Annotated in this window: 18 protein-coding genes; 4 read left to right on the plus strand and 14 right to left on the minus strand. The window is 57.2% G+C overall.

Features of this window, described 5'->3' with window-relative positions; genetic code table 11:
- Positions 1-37 precede the first annotated feature (37 nt).
- Positions 38-2,317 carry a DNA internalization-related competence protein ComEC/Rec2 gene (locus INT39_RS16865; protein WP_193075158.1) on the minus strand — a complete coding sequence of 760 codons (2,280 nt, stop codon included), beginning with the start codon at positions 2,315-2,317 and terminating at the stop codon, positions 38-40.
- A 101-nt stretch (positions 2,318-2,418) separates the two neighbouring features.
- On the opposite strand from INT39_RS16865, the gene INT39_RS16870 reads away from it, so the two are divergent.
- Positions 2,419-2,943, plus strand: coding sequence for a DUF2062 domain-containing protein (locus INT39_RS16870; RefSeq protein ID WP_193075159.1), 525 nt, complete (start codon positions 2,419-2,421; stop codon positions 2,941-2,943).
- Between the two features lie 16 nt (positions 2,944-2,959).
- Here the strand turns inward: INT39_RS16870 and lolD are convergent, their stop codons facing one another.
- Together lolD and INT39_RS16880 are read right to left on the minus strand one after the other, a co-directional pair.
- Positions 2,960-3,646: a lipoprotein-releasing ABC transporter ATP-binding protein LolD gene (gene lolD / locus INT39_RS16875; RefSeq protein ID WP_193075160.1), complete on the minus strand. Its 687-nt coding sequence runs from the start codon at positions 3,644-3,646 to the stop codon at positions 2,960-2,962.
- Positions 3,639-4,883, minus strand: a complete 1,245-nt coding sequence (locus tag INT39_RS16880) for a lipoprotein-releasing ABC transporter permease subunit (RefSeq protein ID WP_193075161.1) — start codon at positions 4,881-4,883, stop codon at positions 3,639-3,641. The genes lolD and INT39_RS16880 overlap by 8 nt, the downstream gene beginning before the upstream one ends.
- 96 nt (positions 4,884-4,979) lie before the next feature.
- Here INT39_RS16880 and INT39_RS16885 point away from each other — a divergent pair, with 96 nt between their 5' ends.
- Genes INT39_RS16885 through INT39_RS16895 form a run of 3 tightly spaced genes read left to right on the plus strand, consistent with a single transcriptional unit; the run spans position 4,980 to position 6,609 of the window.
- Entirely contained in the window at positions 4,980-5,564 is a 585-nt protein-coding gene (locus INT39_RS16885; protein WP_193075162.1) for a PilZ domain-containing protein, read from the plus strand.
- Positions 5,561-5,857 (plus strand): phosphodiesterase, encoded by a 297-nt coding sequence (locus tag INT39_RS16890; protein WP_193075163.1) that lies wholly within the window; start codon positions 5,561-5,563, stop codon positions 5,855-5,857. Before INT39_RS16885 ends, INT39_RS16890 begins: the two co-directional genes overlap by 4 nt.
- 8 nt (positions 5,858-5,865) lie before the next feature.
- On the plus strand, positions 5,866-6,609 hold the full coding sequence (locus tag INT39_RS16895; protein WP_193075164.1) for a glycerophosphodiester phosphodiesterase: 744 nt from the start codon (positions 5,866-5,868) through the stop codon (positions 6,607-6,609).
- Positions 6,610-6,728: 119 nt separating this feature from the next.
- Here the strand turns inward: INT39_RS16895 and sthA are convergent, their stop codons facing one another.
- The 11 genes from sthA to INT39_RS16950 form a co-directional block, all read right to left on the minus strand.
- On the minus strand, positions 6,729-8,126 hold the full coding sequence (gene sthA, locus INT39_RS16900) for a Si-specific NAD(P)(+) transhydrogenase (protein ID WP_193075165.1): 1,398 nt from the start codon (positions 8,124-8,126) through the stop codon (positions 6,729-6,731).
- Positions 8,127-8,170: 44 nt separating this feature from the next.
- Complete coding sequence (nqrM, locus tag INT39_RS16905; protein ID WP_193075166.1) at positions 8,171-8,416, minus strand: (Na+)-NQR maturation NqrM; 246 nt, start codon at positions 8,414-8,416, stop codon at positions 8,171-8,173.
- A 3-nt stretch (positions 8,417-8,419) separates the two neighbouring features.
- The gene (locus INT39_RS16910) at positions 8,420-9,439 is read right to left on the minus strand and encodes an FAD:protein FMN transferase (RefSeq protein WP_193075167.1); all 1,020 of its coding nucleotides are present in this window, start codon (positions 9,437-9,439) and stop codon (positions 8,420-8,422) included.
- A gap of 1 nt (position 9,440) precedes the next feature.
- Complete coding sequence (gene nqrF / locus INT39_RS16915; RefSeq protein WP_193075168.1) at positions 9,441-10,664, minus strand: NADH:ubiquinone reductase (Na(+)-transporting) subunit F; 1,224 nt, start codon at positions 10,662-10,664, stop codon at positions 9,441-9,443.
- 15 nt (positions 10,665-10,679) lie between these two features.
- Positions 10,680-11,288, minus strand: coding sequence for an NADH:ubiquinone reductase (Na(+)-transporting) subunit E (gene nqrE, locus INT39_RS16920; RefSeq protein ID WP_193075169.1), 609 nt, complete (start codon positions 11,286-11,288; stop codon positions 10,680-10,682).
- A complete protein-coding gene (locus tag INT39_RS16925; RefSeq protein ID WP_413468940.1) occupies positions 11,288-11,956 on the minus strand; it encodes an NADH:ubiquinone reductase (Na(+)-transporting) subunit D in 669 nt (222 codons plus the stop codon). The genes nqrE and INT39_RS16925 overlap by 1 nt, the downstream gene beginning before the upstream one ends.
- A 2-nt stretch (positions 11,957-11,958) precedes the next feature.
- Positions 11,959-12,750 (minus strand): Na(+)-translocating NADH-quinone reductase subunit C, encoded by a 792-nt coding sequence (locus INT39_RS16930; protein WP_193075171.1) that lies wholly within the window; start codon positions 12,748-12,750, stop codon positions 11,959-11,961.
- Entirely contained in the window at positions 12,743-13,954 is a 1,212-nt protein-coding gene (locus INT39_RS16935) for an NADH:ubiquinone reductase (Na(+)-transporting) subunit B (RefSeq protein WP_193075172.1), read from the minus strand. Before INT39_RS16935 ends, INT39_RS16930 begins: the two co-directional genes overlap by 8 nt.
- A 3-nt stretch (positions 13,955-13,957) precedes the next feature.
- Entirely contained in the window at positions 13,958-15,295 is a 1,338-nt protein-coding gene (locus tag INT39_RS16940; protein WP_193075173.1) for a Na(+)-translocating NADH-quinone reductase subunit A, read from the minus strand.
- Positions 15,296-15,525: 230 nt separating this feature from the next.
- Positions 15,526-15,783, minus strand: a complete 258-nt coding sequence (locus INT39_RS16945) for a hypothetical protein (RefSeq protein WP_193075174.1) — start codon at positions 15,781-15,783, stop codon at positions 15,526-15,528.
- A 17-nt stretch (positions 15,784-15,800) separates the two neighbouring features.
- The gene (locus INT39_RS16950) at positions 15,801-17,324 is read right to left on the minus strand and encodes a PIN domain-containing protein (RefSeq protein ID WP_193075175.1); all 1,524 of its coding nucleotides are present in this window, start codon (positions 17,322-17,324) and stop codon (positions 15,801-15,803) included.
- Positions 17,325-17,330: the final 6 nt, after the last annotated feature.

Here is a 17,330-nt window from a genome sequence, read left to right on the forward strand (position 1 = left end):
AAGATTTATCTACTCTAGCATCTGCCCCGATGCCTGTTCAGCGATCTGAGGGCACAGCTTGATCTTCATGCCAGAAGCGTCGTGCACGCTCTCGCCAGGACCATTCCCGGCGGATCTTCCCTGTGTCGTCCAGGACAAAGCGTATCGCTCCGGCGGTGGCAGTATAAACCGGTTCGGCCTCCAATTCGCGGTATCGTTCCACAACAAGTGGATGGGGATGCCCATACTGGCTGTGCCGTCCCGCGCTGAATACCACCCAGCGCGGGTTCACCGCACGGATGAAGGCATAGGATGACGAACTCCGACTGCCATGATGAGGCGCCAGCAATAGCTCGGCAGCCAGTGGTCTGTCGAGCATCTGATACTCGCCGCGAATACCCAGGTCGCCAGGCAGCAGCACCGCGCTGTTGCCATTAATCACCCGCAGTACGCAGGATTGTTCATTGGGCGGCGCGGGTGGTGGCGGGCTGTACAATATTTCGAAACGAACGCCGTCCCACTGCCAGTTGTCGCCGGGTATGCAGGGCTGCGCCTGCAGCACCGGATCGATATCGGCATGCTGGCCCGCAAGGGTCTGTGCCACCGGCAAACGGGCAGCCACAAAAGGTGCGCCGCCGGCGTGATCGTTATCAGCATGACTGAGCAGCAGAGTGTCCAGTTTGCGCACACCCAATGCCAGCAGTGCCGGATGCACCACCGCCTCACCCAGGTCGAAGCCACTGCTGAAACGGGCTCCGGTGTCATACAGCAGATCATGCTGATGCGTTTGCAATAGCACCGACAAACCCTGCCCCACATCCAGCACTGTGACCCAGAGCTGACCGGGTGGCGGACGTTGCTGCGGCGGCAGCAACAATGCCAGAAGACACAGGATGGCGGGCAACCAGAGGATGCGTGCTATCGGGCTCAACAGCGCGGCAATACCCACCAGGCCGAGTAGGAAGCCCAGCCAGTCGGGAGCAGCGAGCCGTTCGGGATCGCGCAATTGCGCTACCCAGCCGAGACTATCAAACAACCAGTTCAGCGCAGTCGCCGCCGCTTTCAACAACCAGGGAAAATCGAAGAGCAGTTCCAGTAGCGTCCCCAACAATGCGGCCGGAACCACCAGCAGGCTAACCCAGGGGATTGCCACCACGTTGGCCAATGGTGCTGTCAGGCTTGCGGGCATGCTCCAGAGCATCAACCAGGGCCACAGGCCGACGAACACCACCCACTGCGCCCGCCCCCATCGCCACCAGAGCGAGGTTGCCGCCAGCCGGGCGCCCATGCCATACAGCAACCAGCCGACTGCGACAAAGGACAACCAGAACCCGGCCCGCAAGGGCGCAGCAGGGTTGAGCGCCACCACGACAGAAAAGGCCACCAGCCAGAAGGTCCACAACCGGGGCTGGCGGTACAGCAGACGGATCAACAACGCCAACACTATCATCAACAACGCGCGCTGCACCGGCACACCGAACCCCGCCAGCACGGCATACAATGCAGCGATCGGAATCACCAGCAGCACCACCAGCCATAATCGTGGCCACGGCCAGACCAACAACCCGAATCGGCCCAGCAGCGTCACCAGTCCAAATACCGCCGCCGCCAGCATGCCGACATGCAGGCCGGAGATGACCATCAGATGGCTGGTACCCGTGGCCTGCAATACAAGCCAGTCTTCCCGAGCGAGCACACTCTTGTCACCCACCACCAGCGCAATCAACCTAGCGCCGCCCGGCTGCTCTTCCAGTACGGCGGAAAGTCGCGTTCGAATCTCGCTGCGCAGCGCCGCAAAACCGGAATAACGCGGCGCCTCGCTGATCCGTTCGCCGCTGCGAACACTACCCAAAGCACCGATACCCTGGGCATATAGCCAAGCCTCATAATCAAAACCGCCAGGGTTGGCCATACCGGCTGGGCGACGCATGGTGATCTCGAATCGCCAGAGCTCACCTGGACTGACCGGCAAGCCATCAAACCAATGCACTCGAATCGGCGGCAAGGATTCATCATTTTCAATCAGACGCACATTATCCAGGGCAAACCGCCAACCGGTTTCAGTCGCCTCCGGCAAGCCGTCGATCTGTGCCACTACGGTTACTCGGACGCCATCCAGTGCCGGCGGCAGGCGCTGTGCCAGCAGGTGATGATGGAACAGGCAGGACCAGAAAAGACCAGCACACAAGACGACCAACCAACGCAAGCGGGGGCCGCGACACAGCAGCAGTGCCAGGCACAAGAAAAGCGCAGGCAGCCAGAGCGGCGGCAAGGCAGTGAGCCCCAGAGGCAACAGCATGCCAGCTATCAGTGCTGTCAGCAGCAGCGGCACATCCATGCGCAGAAATATCCTGTCGTTGTGATTTGCGACGACGGTGGTGGTCGGCCACCTGTATTAGGGGCATAATTACCGCTTATCCTTCCCGCGATCAGTCTGTAATGCCGCGCCAGCTACTCAAACGCTACATGCCCAGCCCGGAACGGATCAAACGCAGTAAATCACTGCGCTTCATGGGGACTATTCTTCATGATCCGAATCTCTGGCACATTACCCGCCACAGCGTTGCGCGGGCGATGGCCATCGGCTTGTTTGTTGCCATGCTACCGATCCCCATGCAGATGCTGGTATCCGCATTTATCGCCGTGATCACCCGTGCGAACCTGCCGATATCGGTCGGCCTGGTCTGGCTGACCAACCCGATCACCATGCCGCCCGTATTCTTCATGCAGTACAAGATCGGCACCTTGCTGCTGGGTACCTCTGAGCGCAGCATGCCCGTTGAGTTGTCACTCACCTGGCTGACATCGGAATTGCAGCACATATGGCAGCCCCTGTTACTGGGCTCACTGCTATCCGGTATCGTACTGGCCGGCATCGGCTATGCCGGTACTCTGTTGTATTGGCGTTTCTGGGTTGCACGCAACTGGCAACGTCGCAAAATGCGACGCCGTCGTCAGTCTTAGGGTCTGGCGCTGCCTGTCAGGCTGGCTGCTGCACCAGACATCCTTCATTGAGCGTCAACACCCGGTCCATCTGCCCCGCCAGAGCCAGATCATGGGTCACTACCAGAAATGCCGTGTTCAACCGCTGACTGAGCTCCAGCATCAGCTGTTGTACGCTGCGCGCCGTATGTTGATCCAGGTTCCCGGTAGGCTCGTCGAGCAGGACGCAGGCAGGCTCGTTGATCAACGCCCGGGCAATGGCCACCCGCTGACGTTCACCGCCGGACAGCTCTGCCGGCTTATGCCCGGCTCGGGGTGACAAGCCGACCCGCTCGAGCATGGCCAGACCCCGCTCACGCGCCTCACTTATCGGCGTGGAGCCGATAAGTAATGGCATACAGACATTTTCCAGCGCGGTGAATTCGGCCAATAGGTGATGAAACTGATAGACGAACCCCAAACCGGTATTACGCAATTGACCGCGATCCGCCTCACTGAGTGCTGACATCTGCTGCCCTGCCAACCACACTTCGCCGGTACTCGGCGTATCCAACCCCCCCAGCATGTTAAGCAGCGTGGTCTTGCCTGACCCAGAGCTGCCGACAATGGCAATGCGCTCACCGGCATGCAGAACAAGATCAATCTCATCCAACACCTGCAGCTGTTGTGGGCCCACCGCGTAATGTTTGCTCAGCTTCCGGCATTCCAGGACTACTTCAGTCATAACGCAAGGCCTCCGCCGGTTCGGTACGGGATGCACGCCATGCCGGATACAGGGTGGCCAGAAAGCTCATGCCCAGCGCCGCAGTGCAAATGGTCACAACATCCGTCCAGATCAACTGGGACGGCAGATAACTGATGAAATACACATCAGAGCTGAGGAACTGGGTACCCAGCAGGCGCTCCATGCCAGCGACCAGCGCCGACACATTGAGCGCCGCAAGCACACCCAGGATGCCACCGGTCAGTGTGCCGACCACGCCGATGACCGATCCCTGGACCATGAAGATACCCATGATGGTTCCGGGCGACGCCCCCAGGGTGCGCAGAATGGCGATATCGGCTTTCTTGTCAGTCACCACCATGACCAGCGTGGAAATGATATTGAAGGCCGCCACCGCCACGATCAGCAGCAGCAACAAGCCGATCATGGTCTTTTCCATGCGAATGGCGGCAAACAGGTTGCCATGACTGCGCGTCCAGTCCTGGGCGTAATAAGCCCCTGGCAGTTGGGCCACCAGATCCCAGGCTACCTGCGGTGCACGGAAAAGATCGTCCAGGCGCAAGCGTACGCCCTGCATCTGACCCGGCTCCCAGCGGCTCAATCGCGCCGCGTCACCCGCATGGATCATGGCCATAGAGCCGTCCAGCTCAGCGCCGACCTTGAATACCCCCGTGACATGAAAACGTTTCAAACGAGGGAAGACGCCTGCCGGCGTAACCGAGGCTTCCGGCATAACGAAGGTCAGCTTGTCACCCACACCCACATTGAAGCGTTTGGCAATCAGCTCACCAATGATGATGCCGAACTCGCCATCCGCCAGATCACTCAGCGCGCCGGCCTGCATGTGCTGATCAATGATGGACACTTCAGCTTCCGCCTCGGGAATTACCCCACTGACCAATACCGGCGCAACGCTGCCGTTGTGTGTCAGCATTCCCTGCAGCTGGATGAAGGGTGCCGCTGCAGCCACCTCCGGGTGAGTTTCCAGTTCGGTCACCAATGAACGCCAATCGTCGATCGGCTGATAGCCATTGATGCTGGCATGCGGCACCATGCCGAGGATGCGGGTGCGCAGCTCTCGGTCGAAACCGTTCATCACCGACAGCACCAAAATCATCACCAATACACCGAGCGTCAGGCCCAGCATGGAGATCAGAGAAATAAAGGATATAAAGTGGTTACGACGTTTGGCGCGCGTGTAGCGCAACCCGATAAAAAACGGCAAGGGTCTGAACATGGAATACCAATTATTACCTAGTGGGAAAAGCCCTGGTGAATGGCAGTTCGGGCTGCCATGTTACACTGAATCCCGTTTTGGTAAACGGGGCTGATCATGCAAGACGACACTCTCTCCGATGTGCATGCAGGTTACTTCCAGATTCATGATTACCTGGCTCTGGATTATCGATCGACCGATGTGCCGGCCGATGGCCAGACATCTCAGCCCGAACAGTCGCCCCTATTCGGGCTGCTCGGCGAATTGCATCTGTTGGACCACGAATCCCAGCACCTGTTGCGTCAGGTCGGCGAACGCGACCGCAATCTTGCCGCCTACCTGAAGATCCTCGGCAAACGGGTCGATCTGATCGGCCGTGCATTGGCGCTGCAGATGACCGAAGACATGGGCGCACCAGTGGCTGTTACGCTGAGCGAAGCCGGCTTGAGTTTTTCGACCGATGAGGCAATGGACGTGGGCAGCTGGATCAATCTGCGTCTGCTGCTACCGACACCGATTGGTCTGAGCGCACCTGTCAAAGTGGTCAACTGCGCACGTGACAGCTCTTCCGGCTGGTATTTGATACAGGTAAGCTTCGAACAGTTCAATGATGCCCAGCGCCAACTGCTGTCCCGGCACATTGTGCAGAAACAGGCACAGGAAATCCGTGCCGCGAAAAATAACGAAAGGACCTCGACATGAATTATCTTCTGCCCCTGGCATTCGCTTCCATTTTGCTCGCAGCGGCGTCCGTACAAGCCGGCACCCTGACCATCCCGGTAGGCCAGCAGGCTTCCAGCCAGCAGATCAGTTTGCCGCAGCGCGGCGCCAGTATCAGCGCAGTCAACCAGCAACATGGCGAACCGGTTACCCGTCACGCCGCCATTGGCGAGCCGCCGATCAGCCGCTGGGATTACGCCGAATTCAGTGTGTATTTCGAGCACGACAAGGTCGTGCATAGCGTGCGCCAGCACCGGACGCCAACAGGTAACTGAAGGTCAACATGCTCATATACGGTCATCGAGGCGCCCGCGGTGAAGCCCCGGAAAACACCCTGCCCAGCTTTCGCAAGGCACTGGATGCCGGGGTCAATCGGGTAGAACTGGATCTGCACCTGTCATCCGATCATCAGCTGATGGTCATCCATGACCCCACGCTCAAGCGCACCACCGGCATTAAAGGCAAGGTCGCTGCCCATACCGCTGCCGAACTCATGCGTCTCGATGCCCGTCACGGTCTTGCCGGCTGGCAAACGCCCTGCCCCATTCCCACCTTGGAGCAGCTGTTTCGCAGCTGTCCCGAGTTCGAACACTACCAACTCGAAGTCAAAAGCGGGTCGACCGGGCAATCGCGCCGGGTCATCGAGGCGCTCACTACGCTGGTCAATGATTACGGCCTGCAGGACAAGGTGGTGATCACCTCATCCAGCCGTACCCTGCTCCGCTATGCACAGCAAAGCGGTTGCACACTGCCCACTGGGCTGGTCGAGGAATACGGCTTTCTGGATCCGGTTAAAAGTGCCCTGAGATATGGCTGCCACTTTCTGGTGTTGAACTGGAAACTGTGCAATCCGGCCAGAATTGCCCACGCGCAACGCCATGGTCTGCATGTCTCGGTGTGGACAGTGAATGATCCGCAGATGATGTTGAAGCTCAAGGAGATGGGTGTGGACAGTCTGATCACTGATGTGCCGCAGTTGGCAACAAGGGTACTGACAGAAATGCCCGGCGCGATCAGCCGACCATAGGCTAGCCGCTTCAGGCTTTCCAGCTGCAGGCTCTGTAGAGTCGGAGCGACCCCGGTCCTGCGGTTTCGGCCAGCACGCTGTGCCGAGGTGGAATCGACACAGCGTTGCGCGCCTGAGCGTCAGAACAGGCGGCCGAGTCCGTCCAGTGCCGCTACCCGATAGGCTTCAGCCATGGTCGGATAGTTGAAGGTAGTGTTGACGAAATACTTGATGGTATTGGCCTCCCCTTCCTGGCTCATGATCGCCTGACCAATATGCACGATCTCGGATGCCTGGTCACCAAAGCAGTGAATACCCAACACCTGCAGTGTTTCACGATGAAACAGAACCTTCAGCATGCCTACCGGCTCGCTGCTGATCTGCGCTCGAGCCATGCTCTTGAAAAACGCCTGACCGACTTCGTAGGGCACCTTCTCACTGGTCAACTCACTTTCAGTTTTACCCAATGAGCTGATTTCCGGGATGGTGTAGATACCGGTTGGCACATCATTGACGAAACGCCAGCTGTCATTCTCGACGATATTACCGGCAGCCGAGCGCCCCTGGTCGAAGGCCGCACTGGCCAGACTCGGCCAGCCGATGACATCCCCGGCCGCGTAGATATTAGGCACGCTGGTGCGGTAATTTTCATCCACCAATACCTGACCGCGGCTGTTAACCTGCAGTCCAACGTTTTCCAGACCCAAGCCGGCAGTGTTGCCAGAGCGACCATTACACCAGAGCAGCGCATCAGCCTTGATCTTCTTGCCTGACTTCAGGTGCAGCACAACCCCACTGCCATCCAGACCTTCGATTTTCTCGTATTCTTCATTGTGGCGAATAAGCACGGTGTTATTGCGCAGGTGATAACTCAGTGCGTCCGAGATCTCGTCATCCAAAAAGCTCAGCAGGCGGTCGCGGTTATTGATCAGATCCACCTTCACGCCGAGCCCACAGAAGATCGACGCATATTCGCAGCCAATCACGCCCGCCCCGTAAATGATCAGGTTACGCGGGGTGTGATTGAGCTTGAGAATGGTATCGCTGTCATAGATACGCGGATGGTTGAAGTTGATATCCGCCGGGCGATAAGGGCTGGAGCCGGTCGCTATGATGACTTCCTGCGCTATCAGGCGATCAACCGCACCCTCTGAGTTAACCAGTTCAATGGTGTGCTCGTCGGAAAAGCTGCCCTTGCCGAAGAACAGATCAATACGATTGCGAGCGTAGTAACTGTTACGCGACGTGACCTGCCGGGTGATGACCTTCTCGGCACTCTTGAGGACGTCAGGAAAAGAGAACGCCCGCGGCTCACCAATCACGCGGAACATCGGATTGGTGTTGAAATGAATGATCTGCTTGACCGAATAGCGTAATGCCTTGGAAGGGATAGTTCCCAAATGGGTACAGTTACCCCCTACCATCTTGCGCTCTTCGACTACCGCCACCCGACGTCCGTGTTTGGCCGCATTGACCGCAGCCCCTTCGCCTGCTGGGCCGGAACCCAGCACCACCACATCATAGTTATAAACAGCCATTCAATTTCGGTCCTGTAACAATACTGAATATGTCTCGCCACGCCTCACTTACGTTCTGATTTGCTCTGTGTTGCGTCGTAAGCGAGTGCCGCTGCGCCAGTCGAACCGGTGTCCTGCCGAGAGTCATCGCATTTTTTGGGGTTACCGCCACAGATGCCGCAGCTACTGTCCACCCCAGCCGCACCGATCCCACCGCAGGAACCCGCGATCGGCGGGCGTCCCATCATGACACCAACAGCCATACCGGCGACGCATAACAGCATCACCGCAAAAGCCAGTACCCAAACCATGATTTACTCCTTGCTCTGTTGCAGAGCGATGAACTGGGGCGTACTTCTGGAAACGAAGCCATCCCCTTTACGAATAACGAACAACGCCGGAAGCTCGTGTCTGACAGCATACTCCCACCCGACCTCCGATCCCATGACCAGCAGGACCGTGGACAAGCCATCCGCCCAGGCAGCAGAGGGATGCAGAACCGTCACCGCCGCCAGGTCATGCATCACCGGCTTACCGTTGATCGGGTCGAAGGTGTGCGAGTAACGACGACCTTCGTGTTCGAAATAATTCCGATAGTCACCGGAAGTGGATACCCCGAAGCCACGTAGTGGCAATATCACCTGAGCCACCCGGCTGTCGTCGCGTGGCTCTTCCACGGCGATACGCCAAGGCCTGCCACCCGGTTTACTGCCATCGGCCTTCAGCTCGCCGGTAATCTCCACCATATAATCTTTGATACCCATGTCCGCCAGGTGTTCCACCACCTGATCGATCATGTAGCCAGCGGCAATACCGCTGATATCAAGCTGCAACGCAGTGTCCTTGCACAGCTGCCCGTCGCGGATGTGCAGATGCTCATGACCAGTGCGCGCCACGGCCTCGGCCAACTGCTGATCATCCGGTACGTATTGGGCATCACCGCCATGGAACCCCCATAGCTGCAGCAAAGGAGCGAGCGTCAGATCGAAACTCCCTCCGCTCTGCTGATGCAGCCTCTCAGCCAAGACCACAATATCCAGTATCATCTGGGGCATGACCTGGCAGGTGCCGGCAGGTGCTGCGTTGAAACGGGACAGCTCGGAGGTCGGTCGCCAGGTGGACGCGAGGCTTTCGAATTCCTCAAGCAGCGCATCGACCGAGGCCATGACCTCAGCCGGTTCAGGGCTACGATCCGAGCCAACCCATTTTATCGAATAGCTGCTGCCCATGGTTGAGCCGTATATTTCGGAAACCGACTCGGCAGAATTGAAACAGCCCGTCAGGGCCGCTGCCAAAGCAGCAACACCGACGGGCCGGACTACGCGACGCCACATGCTAGCCGCCAAAATCATCAAGCAGGATATTCTCGGGTTCAACCCCCATATCCTCAAGCAGCTGGATCACCGACGCGTTCATCATCGGCGGCCCGCACATATAGAACTCGCAATCCTCTGGTGCTGGATGGTCCTTGAGATAGTTCTCGAACAGCACGTTGTGGATAAAGCCGGTAGGTCCGGTCCAGTTGTCTTCCGGCAGCGCGTCAGACAATGCCAGGTGCCACTCGAAGTTGTCATGCTCTTCGGCCAGCTTGTCGTATTCCTCGACGTAGAAAGCCTCGCGCACCGAGCGTGCGCCATACCAGAACGATATCTTGCGCTTGGTCTTGATGCGCAGTAGCTGATCCATGATGTGCGAACGCATTGGCGCCATACCGGCCCCGCCGCCGACGAACACCATTTCCGCATCGGTATCCTTGGCAAAGAAGTCACCAAAGGGTCCGTACACCGTGATCTTGTCACCCGGTTTCAGATTGAACACATAGGATGACATTTGCCCCGGCGGAACATCATCCCGACCAGGCGGCGGCGTGGCCACACGAATGTTGAATTTGACGATACCGCGCTCTTCCGGGTAATTGGCCATGGAATAGGCCCGAATAACCGTCTCATCAACCTTGGACACGTAACGCCAAACATCGAACTTGTCCCAATCACTCTGGAATTCCGGCTGAATATCGAAATCCTTGTAATTGACCGTATGCGGCGGACACTCGAGCTGCACATAGCCGCCAGCGCGAAAGTTGACGTTCTCACCTTCGGGCAGACGCAGGGTCAGCTCCTTGATGAAAGTCGCGACGTTGGGATTGGACTCAACTTCGCACTCCCACTTCTTGACCCCGAAAATCTCTTCCGGAATCTCGATCTTCATATCCTGCTTGACCGGAGTCTGGCAGGACAGGCGCCAGCCTTCCTTGGCCTCACGCCGAGTGAAGTGCGACTCTTCGGTCGGCAACATTTCGCCGCCACCCGTTTCCACCACGCACTTGCACTGGGCACAGGTACCACCGCCGCCACAGGCCGATGACAGGAAGATGCCATTGGACGCCAGGGTCCCCAGCAACTTGTCACCCGCCGGCACCGTGATGGTGCGCTCGCCGTTGATCTCGATGCTCACATCGCCGCTGCTCACCAGCTTGGAACGGGCGATGAGAATCACTACCACCAGCGCCAGCACGATGGCCGTGAACATGCCAATGGCGAGAAAAATTTCATAGTTCATCTGCTCACTCCATTCTTACAGCTGTACGCCAGAGAAAGACATGAAGCCCAGCGACATCAGTCCAATTGTAATGAAGGTGATGCCCAGGCCCTGCAGTCCTTCGGGAACATCGCTGTACTTGAGCTTCTCGCGGATGGCCGCCAACAGTGCAATCGCCAGAGCCCAGGACGTGCCGGAAGCGAAGCCATAAACCACACTCTCGGACAGGTTGTAGTCCCGCTCCACCATGAACAAGGTGCCGCCCATGATGGCGCAGTTCACCGTGATCAGTGGCAGAAACACGCCCAGCGCGTTGTAGAGTGCGGGTACGAACTTGTCCAGCAGCATCTCGAGAATCTGCACGATAGCCGCGATCACACCGATGTAACTCAGCAGACCGAGGAAGCTGAGGTCCACGTCAGGCAGACCGGCCCAGGCCAGCGCCCCATCCTTGAGCAGATAGGTATAAATCAGGTTGTTGGCCGGCACGGTGATGGCCTGCACCACGATGACCGCAATGCCCAGACCGATAGCCGTCTCTACCTTCTTGGAAATGGCAATGAAGGTACACATGCCGAGAAAGAACGCCAGCGCCATGTTCTCCACGAACACGGCTTTGACGAACAGGCTGATGTAATGCTCCATTAGTATGCCTCCTGCTTGGAAACCTGCGGGGCTATACGGAAGTCAGGTGCTTCCACCTGCTCCTTCTTCCATACCCGTAGAGCCCAGATGAACAGACCAATCAGGAAGAACGCAGACGGTGGTAGCAGCAGCAGACCATTAGGCATATACCAACCGCCATCATTGACCACTGGAATGATGGTGTAACCCATCAGTTTGCCGGCACCGAACAGCTCGCGCACGATACCCAGGCCGATCAGCATGATGCTGTAACCCAGACCGTTGCCGATACCGTCGAAGAACGACAGCACCGGTGGGTTCTGCATGGCGAAGGCTTCTGCACGCCCCATCACGATACAGTTGGTGATAATCAGACCCACGAATACCGACAGCTGTTTGGACAGCGAATAGGCGTAGGCCTTGAGTACCTGATCAACCAGAATCACCAGCGAGGCAATGATGACCATCTGCACGATCATGCGGATCGAGTTGGGGATCTGGCTACGGATCATCGAGATGAACAGGTTGGAGAACCCGGTCACCAGCGTCAGGGCGATACTCATCACCAGCGCGGTATTCAGGTTCGAGGTGACCGCAAGGGCCGAGCAGATCCCGAGGATCTGCAGGCCAATGGGGTTGTTATTGAAAATCGGGTCCAGCAGGACCTGTTTGATTGTCGGCTTTGACATGATCAAGCCTCCCCTGAGCGCAGGTTATCAATAAAGGAACCGAAGCCATTCTCGCCCAGCCAGTACTGCAACAGGTTGTTGACCCCGTTGGCTGTCAGCGTTGCCCCGGCCAGACCGTCAATCTGATGATCGGCATTCGGATTGGCAGAGTCGACACTGCCTTTGATTACGCGAATGGCCAGCTGACCTTCGTCATTGAAAACTTCCTTGCCAGGCCACAATCCACGCCAGTTGGGGTTATCCACTTCCCCTCCCAGGCCGGGAGTCTCGGCATGCTGGTAAAAGCCGAAACCCTGAACCGTGTTCAGGTCACCCTGCAAGGCCATGAAGCCGTGCAGCGTTGACCACAAACCATAGCCGCGAACGGGCAGAATCAGGGTTTCCATCTGCTGTTCATCGTTTTCAACCATATACACTACGCTGTAGTTTTCACGCCGATTGATCGAGGCAACATCTTCAGCGCCGGACAGATTCTCCGACAGTGCCGGGTCCTTTGCAGCCGCCAGTGGATCAAAGGTCTGTGCATCGAACTCATCGCTGAACTTTCCGGTTTCCAGATCAACCAGACGAGCAACAATGCGCTCATTGAACAGGGTCTTGACTTCGGATCCGCTCATGGAAGCATTTCCGAGACCAGCAATAGCCAGGATATTGCGCTGTTTGTCCAGCAAGCTGTTCTCGATCTGAATCGGCCGCAGCGCGACTGCCGCGCCAGCCACAAATACGGAACAGACCAGACACACCAGCAGGGCTACCACCAGCGTACGGGCAGTGGATTCTCTTTGACTAGACATTGCGCGCCAGCCTCCGCTTGATATTGGCTTGAACGATGAAATGATCGATCAGCGGTGCACACAGGTTGGCGAACAGGATCGCCAGCATCATGCCTTCCGGGAAGGCCGGGTTGACCACGCGGATCAGGACTACCATGACGCCGATCAGCGCACCGAAAATCCACTTGCCGAGATTGGTCATCGAGGCGGACACCGGGTCGGTCGCCATGAAGATCATGCCGAAGGCAAAACCACCGGTGACCATGTGCCAATACCAGGGCATGGAGAACATCGGGTTGGTATCCGAGCCTAGGGCGTTGAACAGCATGCTCAGCGCGATCATGCCGATCATCACCCCGGCGACAATGCGCCAGGAAGCGATCTTGGTCATCAGCAATACCGCACCACCAATGAAGATCGCCAGGGTACTGGTTTCACCAATGGAGCCGTGCATGGTGCCGATGAAGGCGTCCATCCAGCTCAAACCACCACTGATCAGCGCATCAACACCGCCGGCACTAACCATGCTCAGCGCAGTAGCGCCAGCGAAGCCATCAACCGCGGTCCAGACCGCATCACCCGAAAGCTGCGCCGGATAGGCAAAGAACAGGAAGGCGCGACCGGTCAGTGCCGGGTTGAGGAAGTTCTTCCCGGTACCACCGAAAATCTCCTTGCCGATGACCACACCGAAGCTGATGCCCAGGGCGACCTGCCACAGCGGAATACTCGGCGGCACGATCAGCGCGAAGAGCACCGAGGTAACGAAGAAACCTTCGTTTACTTCATGCTTGCGGATGGAAGCGAACAATACTTCCCAGAAACCGCCGACGATGAAGGTCACCGCGTAGATAGGCACGAACCAGGTGGCACCGTGGACTATATTGTCCCATATGCTGCCCGGGTCAAACCCGGCGAACATGGCGATCACGCCAATACGCCAGTTGTCCTGATCCGCCAGCAATTCAGGATTGACCGCAAAAATGTTGTTGGCCTGGAAGCCGACGTTCCACATACCGAAGAACATGGCTGGAAAAGTACACAACCAGACAGTGATCATCATGCGCTTGAGGTCGATGCCGTCACGCACGTGAGCAGTGGTTCTGGTTACGCTTGAGGGCTTGTACAGAAAAGTATCGGCTGCTTCGTAAAGCGCATACCACTTTTCGTGCTTACCGCCCTTTTCAAAATGATGCTCGATCTTGTCAAGAAAACTGCGCAGTCCCATTGATCAACCCTCCTTCTCAATGCGCGTGAGATTGTCACGCAGGATCGGGCCATATTCGTACTTGCCGGCACAGACATAGCTGCACAGGGCCAGATCCTCTTCATCCAGCTCCAGACAGCCGAGCTTCTGGGCCACCTCGGTATCACCAACGATCAGCGACCGCAGTAATTGCGTGGGCAGAATGTCCAGCGGCATGACTTCTTCATAATTGCCGACCGGGATCATAGCCCGCGGACTGCCGTTGGTGCTGGTGGTGAAGTTGAACAATTTGGAGGGGGACAGCTTCGAGATGAAGATATTCAGGATCGAATGTTTCTCAGTGCCGGCGCGCAGGTAATGCAGCATTTCACGGTAATTGCCTTCCAGCAACACCGAGACCTGCAGATGGTAGCGCCCCAGATACATTGCCGCACCGCGGGCCACCCGGCCACCCAGCACGGAACCGGAAATGACGCGGTTGTTGCCTGGCTTCATTTCACCGGCGACCAGCTCTTCCAGACTGGCGCCGAGGACAGTGCGTAGCAGACGTGGACGCTCCACCTGCGGACCGCCGAGCGCGACGACGCGTTCCACCGACAGTTTACCGGTGGTGAACAACCGGCCGATGGCAACCACGTCCTGATAGTTTATATGCCAGGCCTGACGGCTCTCACTGACCGGGGCCAGCATGTGGATGTGGGTACCCGGCAGACCAGCCGGATGCGGACCGGCAAAACTTTCAGTACGCACACCGGCAACATTCTCGCCGGGAATCGCCGCACCCTCAGCCTTGCACAGCCAGACACCAGACAATCGCGCCAGCACTCTCAGGCCATTCTCGAAATCCGCAGCACACGATTGCAGCACGACAGCCGGGTCGGCAGCGAGCGGATGGGTGTCGATAGCGGTGACGAAAATAGAGATGGGCGTAGCGTCTACCGCCGGCACCTTGCTGTATGGGCGGGTACGCAGAGCAGTCCAGAGACCTGAGCGTATGAGCTTCTCGCGCACGGATTGCGGGTCAATCCCTTCCAGACTGTCGGCAGCATGGCTGCCGAAGTCAATGGCGTCATCGCCTTCGACATCGATCACGACGGACTGCAGCACCCGCTTTTCACCGCGATTGACCGCGCTGACCACCCCGCTGACAGGCGCCGTGTAGAGCACGCCAGGTGTTTTCTTGTCACTGAACAGGATCTGTCCTGCTTGCACCCGATCGCCGGCCTGCACTTCCATCGTAGGTTTCATACCGTGGTAATCGAAACCTATGACTGCAACGCTTCTAACTGGACGGGCGTCCTCAATACGTTGCTCGGGTGAGCCGGTGATTGGCAAATCCAAGCCCCGTTTGATATTTATCATACGAATAGCCTAATCACATAGGGAGTTGTTAAGGGTAATGGCTGACGCTTGGAGCGCCCAATCGGCCCCGCTGAACCTGACAGGAGGAGAATCAACAACGCGACCACGACCCCGACCAAAAAATCCCGTTAAGTATAAAGAGCATGGCGAGTCAAAGCTACTCGCCACGGGGTTTTTTCAGGGTTTCATGAGACATGGTGTCGCAGGCCGAGCGTTCCACTTGATCCAGGTCAAGAAGCCAGCGCGAGCAACTCCGGCGGCATCAAAATCGGCCCATAAAAAATGGCCAGCGTCAAGCCTTTCGTGCAAATCACGCGGGGCTTGAAATCATATACGGGGCAATAGGTTAGCTCTGCTTCGTGCCGCTTGCAGGGGATGCGGCGTTGTGGGCTGGGAGCCACATAAGAGCCTTGGGAAAGCAAGCCGGGGCGCACTGTAGCGGCGAAGTTTTGCAAAGCACAGGCAGACGCGCAGCCATCATAGCTCACACCTTCACGCCACTGAATTAGCCGAGTTGCTCGATCAGTTCGGTCGCCTTTTCCCAAGTGTTCCCTATCCTGACAAACACCCTAATCGGGATTGCCTTCTTGATGGGGTCTGTAAGATTGGATGCATGAATTTCCACATGCAACGCCCCTATACAGCCATCCCTATCAAGTGGTGAAATAATCTCGAATTCAAACGATTCGGGCTCTGCACGGTGCCGCCATTGTTCGCAGGTGAGCTCAGTCCCAGGCCTTGGGTGTGCCGGACGTGACCCCGTTTTCCAATAGAAGGCATCGGGTTCGCGGGGAGTAGGAAACGCGGGGGGATTGATAAGAGGCGTTAGGGGGCGCACCATTGAGGACAGCCTCGCTGCTTGCTCCATTGCTCCCATCAAACCACTGACACTAGTTCTCTTCCAATGGCCAGTTGGTGCAGACGGCGGACGTGGCAGTGCAATGCGAGGGCTGCCTATTTCAATTTCTCCACTTAGATTTCCGTCGCCATCAAGACTCTCCGACACATCGTCTTCTTGAGGCAGCTTCAGCAATAAGCCACCACCACGAAGATAAAATACCACCCTCACTCCTTCAGCAGGGCGTGAACCTTCGTTGAGCAAATCCACTTCGATTCTTGGCAGTTCTTGAGCATTGTGGAGTTGGTGATGCAATTCGCGGAAACATGTCTCACAGCGCGACAGCCAATCTGGATATTGCTCATTCTGGTAGAGAGCTATTTCGTCATCGGACGCGGGGACGAACTCTTCCCGTCCATAAAGTGTATAAAGTCCGCTTAGTCCGAGTCCTGGACGGTGCTCTGCTTTTTCTCGTGAGCCGAAATCAGTTGCCGCTGGAAATCGTTCCTTAAACGTCGCCATCAATGATTGTATTTGTTCTTCCGTCAAAGGCTGGAAGCGCTCCGCACCGAACTCCCATGGTTCCTCATGTGGCCGGATAACGCACATCGGCTCAGCACTTTTCAAGCGTTTGACTTCCCCCTCCAGCGCTCGTAGGCGCTTTTGATCCTCGTCACCCTCCGCAGGAAGCAGCCAATCTGACGGCACCCGATAAAACGGAACGCTTGCACGACGCGCACTCATCAATGGCCCATTGTCATTCGATAAAAGGGCAACCTGCCGCCCTTCTTGAGCATTTAGAAACGCTGAAACGATGCCCACGATGGAATCATCAGCCTGGGTGTAATCTAAGTCGTCTTGAAGAGAGGGATCTGGCCTGAGCTCGGGCACAGCAACTAAGGTTACTGTCGGCCGCTCCCCCTCGCCTGAAAGTTCAACGTCAGGTGAGTCAATGAGTCGGCCAATTAGGCTATTGGCGGTTCGCGCGCGTTTAGCCAAACGGCCCTGTCCTCCTTTTTGCCTATCAATTTCCCTTATTACGGGTGCAACAAGCACGACGACAATGGCATCCCATTCTGGAAATGCCGTACTCCAAGGTAACTCGTGAAGGTGCCTGCATTGCATGAACACATTAGTGTCTGGAATGAGGTGAAGTGTCTTGTGTGTGGCAGGCATCGAGGCGGCGTCCAAGGGGTC

It is taken from the genome of Pseudomonas sp. FME51 (assembly GCF_014897305.1).